The 14494-nt window shown below is 36.9% G+C and carries 6 protein-coding genes; 2 read left to right on the top strand and 4 right to left on the bottom strand.

Going from position 1 to position 14494, the window contains the following annotated elements; translation table 11 throughout:
- Positions 1-31: 31 nt before the first annotated feature.
- Positions 32-3892 (bottom strand): DNA-directed RNA polymerase subunit beta, encoded by a 3861-nt coding sequence (rpoB, locus tag AC1RNE_RS14575; RefSeq protein WP_492803649.1) that lies wholly within the window; start codon positions 3890-3892, stop codon positions 32-34.
- Positions 3893-4841: 949 nt separating this feature from the next.
- On the opposite strand from rpoB, the gene AC1RNE_RS14570 reads away from it, so the two are divergent.
- The gene (locus AC1RNE_RS14570) at positions 4842-6482 is read left to right on the top strand and encodes a M28 family metallopeptidase (RefSeq protein ID WP_492801767.1); all 1641 of its coding nucleotides are present in this window, start codon (positions 4842-4844) and stop codon (positions 6480-6482) included.
- Between the two features lie 237 nt (positions 6483-6719).
- Here the strand turns inward: AC1RNE_RS14570 and AC1RNE_RS14565 are convergent, their stop codons facing one another.
- Positions 6720-7709 carry a sterol desaturase family protein gene (locus AC1RNE_RS14565; RefSeq protein WP_492801765.1) on the bottom strand — a complete coding sequence of 330 codons (990 nt, stop codon included), beginning with the start codon at positions 7707-7709 and terminating at the stop codon, positions 6720-6722.
- A 429-nt stretch (positions 7710-8138) separates the two neighbouring features.
- On the opposite strand from AC1RNE_RS14565, the gene AC1RNE_RS14560 reads away from it, so the two are divergent.
- Positions 8139-9371: an alkaline phosphatase family protein gene (locus AC1RNE_RS14560; RefSeq protein ID WP_492801764.1), complete on the top strand. Its 1233-nt coding sequence runs from the start codon at positions 8139-8141 to the stop codon at positions 9369-9371.
- Between the two features lie 4 nt (positions 9372-9375).
- Here AC1RNE_RS14560 and AC1RNE_RS14555 read toward each other — a convergent pair whose 3' ends face one another.
- Both AC1RNE_RS14555 and AC1RNE_RS14550 read right to left on the bottom strand, forming a co-directional pair.
- Complete coding sequence (locus AC1RNE_RS14555; RefSeq protein ID WP_492801762.1) at positions 9376-12741, bottom strand: VCBS repeat-containing protein; 3366 nt, start codon at positions 12739-12741, stop codon at positions 9376-9378.
- 110 nt (positions 12742-12851) lie between these two features.
- Positions 12852-14492, bottom strand: a complete 1641-nt coding sequence (locus tag AC1RNE_RS14550; protein ID WP_492801760.1) for a RagB/SusD family nutrient uptake outer membrane protein — start codon at positions 14490-14492, stop codon at positions 12852-12854.
- Positions 14493-14494: the final 2 nt, after the last annotated feature.

Below are 14494 nucleotides of genomic sequence, written 5' to 3'. Positions count from 1 at the left end.
GCACACGAGTACTCGTGTGCCAATCTATCTATTATTCTAACGTAATCTCTAATGCTAAACCTCTTAATTCGTGAATCAATACGTTGAATGATTCTGGAATACCTGGTTTTGGCATGCTTTCTCCTTTAACGATAGCTTCGTAGGCTTTAGCTCTACCAATCACGTCATCAGATTTCACCGTTAAGATTTCTTGCAAGATATTAGCAGCACCGAAGGCTTCTAATGCCCAAACCTCCATTTCACCAAAACGCTGACCACCGAATTGGGCTTTACCACCCAATGGTTGTTGTGTAATTAATGAATATGGTCCGATTGAACGAGCGTGCATTTTATCATCAACTAAGTGACCTAATTTCAACATATAGATAATACCTACTGTTACTGGTTGGTCAAACATTTCTCCTGTTAAACCATTGTATAAGTAAGTACGTCCCCATGATGGTAAGCCTGCTTCTTCTAATTCTTTGGCAACTTCAGCTTCAGTACCACCGTCGAAAATTGGTGAAGCGTATTTACGACCAAGTTTTTCACCTGCCCATGCTAATACGGTTTCATAAATCTGACCGATGTTCATACGTGAAGGTACCCCAAGTGGGTTCAACACGATTTCAACTGGTGTTCCGTCTTCCAAGAATGGCATATCTTCATCACGTACAATACGGGCAACAACCCCTTTGTTACCGTGACGACCCGCCATCTTATCACCTACTTTCAACTTACGTTTCTTAGCGATATATACTTTCGCCAATTTCACGATACCTGCTGGTAATTCATCTCCTACTTCTAAAACAAACTTCTCGCGTTTGTAGCGACCTACTACTTCGTTACGACGAACGTTATAGTTTTTCACCATTTGTAACAACAAGATGTTGATTTCAGATTCTTCAGTAGCATTTTCAAGAATTAAATCAGCTAATAAGTTAGCTTCTTCAGGAACGCTATATGAACTATCGTCACGGTATAAGTTTTTAGCTGGGAACAATGCTTCTTCGATCATACGACCAGTCAATTTCGTTCCTGCTTCAATAATTACCGTTCCGAATTTATGCTTGATACCACCAGAAATTTTACCTTCTAACAATTCAATCATCTTACCAATCATCATTGCACGGATGGCAGTCAAATCTTTAGATAATTGTTTTGAAAGTCCAGCAATTTCTTTCTTAGCTTTCTCACGTTCGTCTTTATCTTTCTTAGGACGGCTGAAAAGTTTTGTATCAATTACAACACCTTTTAATGATGGAGGTGCTTTTTTAGAAGCATCTTTCACATCACCTGCTTTATCACCGAAGATAGCACGCAATAATTTTTCTTCTGGAGTAGGGTCAGATTCTCCTTTTGGTGTAATCTTACCAATCAAGATATCTCCTTCTTTTACTTCAGAACCTACACGAATCACACCGCTTTCATCCAAGTTTTTCACAGTTTCTTCTGCTACGTTCGGGATTTCCGCTGTTAATTCTTCTTCACCACGTTTTGTATCACGTACTTCCAATTCAAATTCTTCAATGTGAATAGAAGTAAAGATATCATCACGAACAACTTTTTCAGAAATTACAATCGCATCCTCGAAGTTGTAACCTTGCCATGGCATGAAGGCCACTTTCATGTTACGTCCTAATGCTAATTCTCCTTGCTGAGTAGCGTATCCTTCACAAAGTGCTTGTCCTTTTGAAACGCGCTGTCCTTTACGAACGATTGGCTTTAAGTTGATAGTAGTATCTTGGTTGGTTCTACGGAATTTAATTAATTTATATTCCTTAGTATCTCCGTCAAAACTTACTAAATATTCTTCTGGCGACATATCGTATTTTACTACGATTTTGATACTGTCTACATATTCAATTACACCGTCAGCTTCAGCAACAACTAAAGTACGTGAATCTAAAGCAACGCTTGCTTCTAAGCCAGTACCTACAATTGGATTTTCAGGACGTAACAATGGTACAGCCTGACGTTGCATGTTTGAACCCATCAAGGCACGGTTGGCATCATCATGTTCCAAGAAAGGAATCAAAGAAGCCGCTACCGATACAATCTGGTTTGGTGCAATATCCATCAATTGAGCTTCCTTAGGATTAACCAACGGGAAGTCACCTTCAAAACGAGCTTTTACACGGTCTGCAGTAAATACGCCATCTTCATCATAACGAGCATTCGCTTGTACGATGTTTTTGCCATCTTCTTCTTCAGCAGTAAAGAATGTAATCTCATCGATTTTCACTTTACCGTCTTCAATCGTACGATAAGGAGTTTCGATAAAGCCCATCGAGTTGATTTTAGCATGCACACAAAGTGATGAAATCAAACCGATGTTTGGTCCTTCTGGTGTTTCGATAGTACACAAACGACCGTAGTGCGTATAGTGAACGTCACGAACCTCAAAACCTGCACGTTCACGAGATAAACCACCTGGCCCAAGTGCTGAAAGACGACGCTTGTGCGTAATCTCAGCCAATGGGTTGGTCTGATCCATAAATTGTGAAAGCTGGTTGGTACCGAAGAATGAGTTAATTACTGACGAAAGTGTACGAGCATTAATCAAATCAACTGGCTTGAAGTCTTCGTTATCACGAACGTTCATACGTTCTTTGATAGTACGAGCCATACGAGCCAAACCAACACCAAACTGTGCATATAATTGTTCACCTACTGTACGAACACGACGGTTAGACAAGTGGTCAATATCATCAATTAGTGCTTTTGAGTTAATCAATCCGATTAAGTATTTCACGATAGAGATAATATCTGCTTTCGTTAATACTTTTGTTTCCATCGGAATATCATGACCCAATTTCTTGTTGATTCTATAACGACCTACTTCACCTAAATCATAACGTTTGTCAGAGAAGAACAAGTTTTGGATAATATCACGCGCTGTTTGCTCATCAGGTGCTTCTGTATTACGCAACTGACGGTAAATTTGCTCAACCGCTTCTTTTTCTGAGTTAGATGAATCTTTCTGTAAAGTATTATAGATGATGTTATAATCGTTCACGTTCATATCTTCTTTATGAAGAATGATTGTATCTAAATCAGCATCAATAATTGTATCGATATCGTCAGAAGTAATCGTAGAATCACGTTCTAATAATACTTCATTACGGTCGATAGAAACTACTTCACCTGTATCTTCATCTACGAAATCTTCTTGCCAAGTTCTTAAAACCCTAGCAGCCAAACGGCGACCAACAGCTTTATTCAAGTTAGCACGATCAACCTTGATTTCTTCTGAAAGACCGAATAAATCTAAAATGTCTTTATCAGAACCATAACCAATAGCACGCAAAAGCGTAGTTACTGGAAACTTCTTCTTACGGTCGATATAAGCATACATTACGTTGTTAACGTCTGTAGCAAATTCAATCCAAGAACCTTTGAATGGGATAATACGTGCTGAATATAATTTTGTACCATTTGTGTGACGACTCTGAGAGAAGAACACACCTGGCGAACGGTGTAATTGAGAAACGATTACACGTTCAGCACCATTAATTACGAATGAACCACGTTCGGTCATGTAAGGGATATTCCCTAAGAACACTTCCTGTTCGATAGTTTCGAAATCTTCGTTGTCTGTATCATTACAGATAAGGCGCAACTTTGCTTTCAAAGGTACTGAATACGTCAGACCACGGTCGATACACTCATCAACAGAGTATTTCGGTGGATCTACTGAGTAATCAATAAAGTGAAGGACAAAGTTTTCACGAGAATCGGCAATTGGGAAGTTCTCAGCAAATACTTTGAAAAGACCTTCGTCAGTACGATTCTCCGCTGCGGTTTCCAACTGGAAGAAATCCTGAAACGACTTAACCTGAATATCCAAAAAATCTGGGTATTCGAGTAAGTTTTTGACTTTGGCAAAAGAAATTCTGCCCGTTTTTGTCATCTGTGTCAAGGCTGTTACTGTTTTGAAGTTTACAATATGATATTTCTTAATCGGTAAAATAAGGTCAATAGCAAAGTCTTTGGTGTTCAACAATGGAACATCAAACTGGAAACTTTTGCATTGAAATACCTTTCAATTCCGAATAAAAACATATCTAAAAAATCTTTAAATCAATGACTTACAGCTAATTAGCGTAAGCAAAAATGGAGCCTCGTAGAAGTGAGTAAATCATTTCCCTTGCATTCTTCCTACGAAAAAAGGATGTGTCTCGGAAATAATAACTTTTATTGAAACGCTAAGAGATTTCGTTGAGTTTCAACTAGCTTGCAAAAGTACACATTTTAATTTGATTATCAAGGGATTAGACAAGAAAATTTAAGAATTATTCTACTATTCCAAAATATTTTTTCATCAACGATGATTTTTAAATTAAAGCAACAAAGAAAAAATTCAAAGCACTATGAACTCTGGCTTTGTTAAGTATTTTTGTAAAATGCTGTGACAATGCTGTGAGCTTTAAGCCTTGAGCAATGAGCTTTTTGCATATTGATGTCACATTTCTCTTAGCTGGCGACTTAAGTCCTATTGATTACCTACAAGTATATAAATGACTGATAATCAAAGTATAACAACCTCACCCCAACCCCTCTCCTTCAGAGAGGGGAGCTTTAAGACCCAGAGTTTGCTCCCCTTCTCTGAAGGAGAAGGGGTTGGGGGATGAGGTTTGAAGGATAATTTAAGCCCCTTTTAACCCATTTTATCAATAATCACATCTTGATTTCAACTTTTATAAAGATGTGGGTAATCAGTGGAACTTAAGTCGCCAGCCAATAGAAAGGTTTGAGCTTTCATCATCATCTTAAACTAAACAACTTTAAGTCAATCATCCATTCATTGATTATCAATCACTAAATCACTCATCCAGTAAATCACTCAATAATTCATCAACATGAAAAAAAACTTAATAACAGGGATTTCCCTTCTATTTTTATCTGTACAATCTTTAATGTTTGGACAATCCATACCCAAACAAGCCCTTCAAGCAATTAACCCTGATGCTATTAAAGCCACGATGACGTACCTCGCTGATGATTTATTGGAAGGTCGTCAACCCGGAACAAAAGGTTTCGATTTGGCATCAAAGTATATCGAAACAGAATTTATGGCTTTGGGATTGAAGCCTGTCATCAATGGCAATTCATATATTCAAAAAGTACCGCTTAGGAAAGGCATAGTGAATGACAAAGCAAGTGGGTTGAGTTTAGTTATCAATGGGAAAGAAGAAACGTTGGATTATGGCAAGCACTTTATTGCTAGTCCAAATTTCATCAACGAGGCCTCTGAGATTGAAGCTCCTTTAGTGTTCGTAGGCTTTGGGGTACACGCACCCGAAATGAATTATGACGATTATCAAAACATTGATGTAAAAGGCAAAATCGTAGTGATACTCAATGGCGCTCCAGAAACTTTTGCCTCTAACGAAAGAGCATACTTCAGCAACAATACCGTTAAATCTAATGAAGCTATCAAGCGTGGTGCTGTCGGCGTAATTTCATTTAACCTTCCTACCGACAAAAGAACTACTTGGGATGCAACTGTTCGTCGTGCTAGACAAGGTTCTTTTAAATGGTTGGATGCCAACAATATAGCAAAAGACGGTTTCCCTGAATTAAAAGGCGTAATCTTTTATAATACTGAACATGCTGAAAAGCTATTTAGTAGTACAGCCAAAAAAATGGACGAAATTTATAGCAATGCAAAAGCAGGAAAAGTACAATCTTTCCCTTTGAATGTTAGTGCTAAAATCAAAGTAAAAACGTCTTATCAATTTGTACAAGGCTCAAATTTAGTAGGACTTATTGAAGGAAGCGACCCAAAACTCAAAAATGAATACGTAGTGTATGCCGCCCACCTTGACCATTTTGGTATTGGTGCCCCTGTAAAAAATGATTCTATTTATAATGGTGCGCATGATAATGCTTCGGGCGTTTCAATCCTTTTAGAAATCGCCCATGCGTATCGTTCTTTACCCAAAGCACCCAAGCGTTCTATTATTATTACGGTGGTAACTGGAGAAGAATATGGTTTGTTGGGGTCTGATTATTTTGCCACTAATGCGCCGATAAAAAATGGCAAAATTGTAGCCAATCTAGCCCTTGATATGCCTTTCTTCTTCCATCCTGTTTTAGACGTGGTACCTTATGGAGCACAGCATTCAAGTCTTTCAAAACAAGTTGCCCAAGCAACAAAAATTCTCAACTTAAAGGTTAGCCCCGACCCATTTCCAGAACAAGTAGTTTTTGTAAGAAGCGACCATTTTAGCTTTATCAAAAAGGGTATTCCTGCCTTATTTATCAAAAGTGGTTTTATGACAGTACCAACGGATACAATTGACAGAAGTAAATCGGATGTGGCATGGAGAACTACCACGTATCATACACCACAAGATGATATGAGTCAGCCTTTCGACTTCCAAGCTGCTGCTACTCATGTAAAATTAAATTTCTTAATTGGCTATTTTGTTGCCAACGATAGCGTTGCTCCTACTTGGAACAAAGGAGATTTCTTTGGAGGGAAGTTTGGGAAATAGCTTTAAGCAGTGAGCCATGAGCTTTGAGTTTTATTTAAGCATAGCTTTTCAGAATTATTTTGATTTTGGAAAGCTATGGTTGTTTTTAAGGGAAATGTATTAAAAAATGCCTACGCTTCTCGAAGTATTATACTTCGTGATACAAATAATAATCAGTCTGAGACTGATTATTATTTATGGTTTCATATCTTTAGACATGAAACAACAGGCAAAAGCTTATAGCTCACTGCTCGAAACTCAAAGCTTAACACTATCAAAATACTCCTTCTTCACAATCTTCGCTGTTTTATGATTGCCTGAATGATGCCATCCTGGAGGCATAACAATATACAAAACCTTAGCTTTTAGGCTAGGTGCTTGATAAACATCTTTCAATAACAAAGTGATTTCTCCGAAATAGGCATCTAAAAAATCACCTGATTTCATTGGTCTGCTAATACCATATTCTATTTCTTCCTCTTGCTTTTCATCTTGTAACGTGCCAAAAGCTTTGTCCCAAATATTGAGTAAATTACAAAAGTTGGTATCCATATACACAGGATTTTTGGCATGATGTACTCTGTGGTGTGAAGGCGTAAGGATGATTTTATTTAAAAATCCCAAACGACCGTCATGCATAATATTCTCTCCGACATGAATAAAAGCACCCCATGTGCCATCAATAAACATGATGAGAAATAGCAAGGGAGGATTGACACCCAATAAAATACAGATAGTTGTCCGAATAATATCTGCATAAGGACCTTCTAGGAAAAAATGAGTATAAGTCACTGACAAATTCATGTATTCGGGTGCGTGATGCGTAGAATGCAGACACCAGAAAAGACGTACTTTATGTCCTAGAAAATGATAGATAAAATGAGCAAACTCCCACACAATATAGCCATAGATAAACCAATACCAAGTAAATTCAGACTTAAAAATAGCATAAGGCTCAAACAAAGCAATACACAACCCAACCATGCCAATCGAGATAAAGCGAGAGATAAACCGATTGAAAACATAGGTAAAAAAGGAGATTTTGTATTGATGAAAAGTAAGTCGGCGATAGAATAAAGCACGAATAATTTCAATGAATAGCAATACGGGAATCAAGGGACCTAAAGCTTTACCAATACCATTCTGAGTAAACAATGCTTGATAATTACCAGATTTTATGATTTCGATAAGCCCATTGAAACTAAAAAAGCCGACGACTTCTTGATAAAGTGTTTCTAAAAATTCCATAGATAAGTTAATGAGTGAATTGTGAATGAGTGATTTAGTGATTATTTGTTGATAAGCTATCGTCCACTCATGGCATGACTAACCTTATGTTATCTTTTCTCAAAATGACTTAATAGTCATGCCATGAGTATTTTTAGTTTTTTATCTCATCAATAAAAGCGAAAATATAAATACCGTTAATAAATACTCTACTGATTTGTAGGGATTTGTTTATTGAGGGAATGAGTGATTGAAGATTTAGTGATTTTAAATTGAATAAAGCAAAGCTATTCTAAAATCCGAAATCTGATTGCCGAAATCCGACATCTAAAACCTCACAGCTTATTAACAATTAAATAAAACAGATAATGATAGCGTTTTGAATAAGAAAGGGGAATTTTGTACCCTGATAGCTTTGACTTCATTAATAAAGCGACAACTAATAAAACGATGAAAACAATTCAACTCCTTTTTACTTTCCTGATTTTTTCTTCCACTGTTTTTGCACAGAAAACTGCTAAAAAATTAGTTTTTATGATTGTAGATGGTATTCCTGCCGATGCGATTGAAAAAACAGATATGCCTAATCTGAAAAAAATCAGCAGCGTTGGTGCTTATAAAAGAGCCTATGTGGGTGGTGAAAAAGGGCAATATTCGCAAACACCTACTATTTCGGCAGTGGGTTATAATAGTTTGCTGACAAGTACTTGGGTGAATAAACACAATGTTTGGGGTAACGATATTAAAAAGCCTAATTATCATTATTGGAATATTTTTAGATTATTGAAAAGTCAGTACCCAGCCAAAAAAATAGGCGTATTCTCTACTTGGTTAGATAACAGAACAAAGCTTATTGGTGAATCGTTAGCCGATGCGGGTAATATCAAAATGGATTTTGTCGCTGATGGTTATGAACTAGATACCCTTACTTATCCACACGATAAACAAAGTGAATATATTCATAAAATCGACGAAAAAGTAAGCGATGAAGCCGCTAAAACTATTAAGGAAAATGCTCCAGACCTTTCGTGGGTATATTTAGAATATTCCGATGATATGGGACATAAATATGGTGACAGCGAACAATTTACAAAAGCATTAGGCTATGTAGATAATCAAATCGGAAAAGTATGGGAAGCTATTGAATATAGAAAGAAGAACTTTAAAGAAGATTGGCTAATCGTGATTACTACTGACCACGGAAGAGATGCCAAAACGGGCAAAAATCATGGAGGTCAATCAGACAGAGAACGTACCACGTGGATAGCAACGAATGCACCAAAACTGAACAATTATTTTCAGGAAAACCAACCTGCTATTGTGGATATTATGCCTACGATGGCTCGCTTTATGGGTTTAGAAATTCCAAAAGAAAATCTGGTAGAAATGGATGGCGTAGCATTGATTAATCCAGTTTCGGTAGTCAATCCAAATGCTATTTTAGCGAATGATAGTTTACAAATTAGTTGGAAAGCTTTAGAGAAAAAAGGCGAAGTAAAAATCTGGCTGAGCACTAGTAATCACTTTGAAGAAGGAGGAAAAGATATTTATGAATTAATTGATACTGTACCTACAACGAAAGAATCTTTGAAAATTGATGTTAGTACAAAAAAATCGTCCATCTACAAAATATTGATTGAAGGACGATATAATACTGTAAATCGCTGGGTATTGGTGAAGTAAGTTCTTACTTCACCAACTTTTTCAAAACTCCTAGCTTTCCTCTATTCCGAGTGAAAATCATGTTTTTTGATTGATTGGCTGATTTAACCATCATCATATCTCTGACATCACCACTAACATTCAATCCAGAAGTTTGATAAGGAATTGAAGTAAATTTCCCATGACCATTGCCTAACAAAACCGAACCTATTGAGGCATCATTCCTACCTAATTGAACACGCCAAGGATAAAAATTACCAGCTACTATAATGTCTTTATTTCCATCATGATTAAAATCATCTATTATGATGCTTGTCACCAAAGAAGCCTGAGCTGCTAAAGGTAAGGTTCTTGCCACAAATTTTCCGTTACCTGTATTTTCAAAATAAGTGGTGCTAAGGATATTAATCTTTAATGTTTTAGCGTCCTTGAGTTGCTCGGGAGATAATAATTTCTCTAAAGTTGCCTCCGCATATTCTTTATACTTCAAGAATTTCTTACGAACGGAAGGCATTTGATTAGCCAACTCATCCAGAGAAGCCAACGGATAGCTTTTTCCTTGAATATAATAGCAAATCAGTGGTTCAATAGTGCCATTTTGGTCAAAATCGCCATAACAGAGGTTCAACGGTTCTTTTTCAGAGGCTTTGAATTGAGTATTCTGTCCTAAATTTCCAGCTACAATATCCAAATCTCCATCATTATCCATATCTTCTATCATTAGCTTTGTCCAAAAACCATCAGTATTTTCTAGTCCATATTTGGCTGTAGCATTCACCAACTGTCCTTTATGATTTTCATAGATAGTAATGGGCATAAATTCCCCTGCAATAATTAAGTCTAACCAGCCATCATGATTCATATCTGCCCACGAAGCAGTATTCACTATTCCTGGTTGTCTTAATGTCTTCTCTTTTTGTTCAGATGCATACTGAAATTTAATACTTCCATTTTTACTTTCGTTCCTCAGCAAATAGCAATAATCAGGCTCTGGAAAGCTATTTGGCATAGAGCGTCCTCCTACAAAAATATCTATATCACCATCTTTATCATAATCTGCCACCGCTACACAGCTACCATTACTTGTCAAATCAGGCAATCCATTTTCAGCTTTAGTGAAAATGCCTTTGCCATTGTTGAGATACAATTGGTCTTGGTACACTTCATGATGGGCATCGAATTCTGTTCCTCCTCTTGCAATAAATAAATCCAAATCTCCATCACCATCAGCATCCAAAAAGCTCATACCCATATCTTTAGCTAACGTCTGTTTTGCCCAAGGTTGAGATACACTTCGTTGAAAGCCTCCACTATCATTTTGAAGATATAACTCTCCTGAATGCACTTGGTTTCCTCCTACAAAAACATCCTCTAGTCCATCCCCATTTACATCTCCCTTTGCTAAAAATGGTCCTTGTTTTGAAATCTGATAAGGTAAGAGTGATTGATGCTTGAAATCGACATAAGGCGTTTCTTGATGCGTATATGAAAAACCTGCGGAGGATGAATTATCCGCAAACCAAAAGGCAGGCTTCTGAGATTTTTCGCTATGAATACTAGCCGTATTGCTATGAATAGTGATGGCTGTATCAGCCTTAATATTATTCAGTTGTGTTTTTTTTCCATTAGCCCAATATATTTCTAATGATTTTATGGTTGTATCCTTTCCTAATCCAAAATGTAATGATGGCTCAACACTACTCTGAAAGCCATGTGAAGGATACATTTCTTGCATCTGGGTTGAGTGAGCTGTTTTCAGCATCACTTTTGCCCCTAATGCAAAATGATTCCCTCCGCTATCTCTTAATTGCAGTTTAATGTAATGATTGGTTGAAACTTGTCTGCTACGATTCTCATAAACCATGGCAGGTGAATTGCTGTTGCTGACAACCAAATCTAAGTCTCCATCATTATCTAAATCTGCATAGGCAGCGCCTGTGCTAATAGAAGGCTCAGCCAAACCCCATTTTGCTGTTGTATTTTGAAAAATCAAGCCTTCTTTACTGTTTCTGTTCAAAAAACAATAATTGCTAGTTTTGGTACTTGGCATCTTTTTAATCAACTCCCAAGTATTAAGTTTTTGCCCCAGTACTTTGGCTTTATTTACCTCTTCTTGATAGGTATATTTCAAAAAATCCATATTAGTGAAATCTCGTAGATAGCCATTGGTGATGTATAAGTCTTTGTTACCATCATTATCTAAATCACACACTAGCGGGCTCCAACTCCAATCGGTATTAGACATCCCTGCCAGTTGCCCTATCTCACTAAATTGTGGAATACCTTCAGTATTGTTGCCAATATTCATCTGCAACATATTGCGCATATTCTGATGGTGAAAACCACTATCTACTAATAATTGATAGGTATCGTATTCATCAGGTCCTTTTAATAGTTTTTGCCTGCGATTATCCTCTGGAAGCATATCCAATGTCACAATATCAGCATTTTGGTCATTGTTAAAATCAACAATATCCGAACCCATCGAAAATTTAGAAATATGACCAATGCTTTTCTTTAATATTTCAGAGAAATGTCCATTTTTAAGGTTTAGGTATAAAAAATCTTGCTCGTTATAATCGTTGGTTACGTACAAATCAGCCCAACCATCATTGTTTACATCGCCAATGGCAACACTCAACCCAAAGTTCAAACCACTTCCATTAATTCCTGCTTCGTCGCTTATATCTGTAAAATATCCCTTGTCGTTTCTGTATAACCTATTGCCAAATTTAGGGTGTCTCGTTTTTCGTAGCTTTTCAGTATTAAAAAATGCATTATAAAACATATCTGCATGATTGACCATAAACATATCAAGGTCGCCGTCATGGTCCATATCAAAAAAAGCCACCTGTGTGGTAAATGTACCAACGGCATCTAAGCCATACTTTGCCGCACTTTCCACAAAAGTGGGAACACCAATTTTGCTTCCAGTATTAATATACAGTTCATTTCTTCGATCTTCGTCAGTACCCGACCCAGAGTAACAAACATAAATATCAAGCTTTCCATCGGCATTGATATCAACCATTGTTACTCCTGTTTTCCATTTCTTTCTACCACCCACCCCTGCAATATCTGTCACGTCTTCAAACTGAAAAGCCGCTTTATCTGATTTCCCTTTGTTGAGATATAGTTTATTCGAAACCATATTTCCTGAAAAATAAACATCAGGTAGTCCATCATTATTTACATCGCCGATAGCAACCCCACCACCATTATATAAATATTGGTATTCTAATACATTTAATTGTTCATTTTCTTGAATTTCATTCACAAACGTTATTCCCGAATCTTCGGGTTTTACCAGATGAAACAACGTTTCGTCTGAGGACGATTTGCAGGCATAAAAAAGAAATAGTACTGACAAAAGAAGTAGTCGCTGTATCATTGTGAAAAGCCAGAATATTGAAAGAGGTTATCAAGAATTAACTTTATAGCATGTTAGTCCTTAATAACCTCTTTGATTAAATAAATTCAACTATTAAAAAATCTAAATAATTACCAACCAGCTATTTGTTTAGCCGCTGGATTTTTATCTATTTCTGATTGTGGAATCGGTAACACATATAATTTAGACGGGAAGCTTCTTGTTTCAAAAGCATACTTTGTATAAGTAAGCGTATTACCCGTTTTAGTTATTTTCATCCCATACAAAGGCCCATTCAATAAACTTTCAGCTATCTTCCATCTACGAATGTCAAAAAAGCGATGTTCTTCAAAGGCTAATTCTACTCTACGTTCATTTCTGATTTTAGCACGCATTTGTTCTTTTGAAAGTCCAGTCTCTAAATCTGGCATTCCTGCTCTTTTTCTGATAGCATTGATAGCACTATATATCGTTGCATCAGGACCAGACGCTTCGTTTTTAGCTTCTGCATAATTCAATAAAACCTCTGCGTATCTTATAAAAAGCCAATCTTGGTCACTACTTTTTGTGTAAATAACATATTGTTCTTCATGAAATTTACGAAGGATGTAGCCTGTCTTGGTATCTTCGGGTTTACCAGTTACATCCCCTCCGCCAGCGAATAATTCTATGACTTTCCCACGGAAAGTAGAACCATTATGTACCACTGTTGCTTCAAAACGAGGGTCAAGATTTGTATAAGGATCAGTTGGTTTATATAAAGGCGAAGTAGCTTGTGGCTTTCCATCAATCATTTCATAAGAATCTACAAAATTCTGTGTAGGCACATTACCGCCCCATCCTGCATCACTACCTCCTTTGAATGAAGGCGGTGAATTCACAACGTCAAATCCGTTATTCAATCCATAATGAACTTTATCTGGTGCTTGAAATTTCTTGGCAAATATTACTTCATTGTTGTTCTTTACAAGAAACAATGTTCTATAATCACTAAACAACGTATAGTCTGTATTAATTACTTTATTGGCAGCATCTGCCGCAGCCGCCCAACGTTCGGCATATAATAATACACGACTTTTTAGTGCATTGGCCGCCCCTGATGTTGCTCTTCCTGCCTCAATAGCTCCTTTTTTAGGAAGCATCGAAATAGCCTTATCCATGTCGCTTATGATAAAATCAACTACTTGGTCATAAGTTGCTCTCGGTAATTGAAAATTATCATTAAGGGTCAAACTTTTACTAATCAATGGTACTCCTGTTGGCTCGCTACCTGTAGATTTCTGTCCGTATAATCTCAAAAGTTCATGATAAATGAATCCTCTTAAAAAATAAGTTTCTCCCATAAGTCGATTCCTAAGAGTTTCATCTTTTAGTCTACCAAGATTCTCTAAGGCAACATTTGTTTTTCTAACCAAAGCGTAATAATCACCCCACGTTTCGCCCCAAGGGGTTCCAGAAGGCAAAAAATTACCCGATTGTAAATTGTTAGAATGCGTCCAAGGCATACACACTTCGCCATCATCTGAAACACCATCTAGTAAATAAAGTCCTTTTGCCCATCCTTCGTAGTTACGGTCAAAACCAGAAGGCATTCTACCATAAATGGCATTAACGAACTGTGTTGCTCCTTGTGGGTCAGTCCAAACTGTTTCTTCCGTAAGTGAATCTTTAGGAACTTGGTTTAAGATACTGCTATCACAACCTAATAGTATTGATATACACACCACTAGTGTACATTTAAGTAATATTGTTTTTTTAATGATTATGTTCATCT

The sequence above is a fragment of the Arcicella sp. GW822-FHT02H01 genome, from assembly GCF_058802005.1.
The sequence above is the reverse complement of the archived record's forward strand: the minus strand, read 5'-3'. Positions and strand labels throughout refer to the sequence as shown.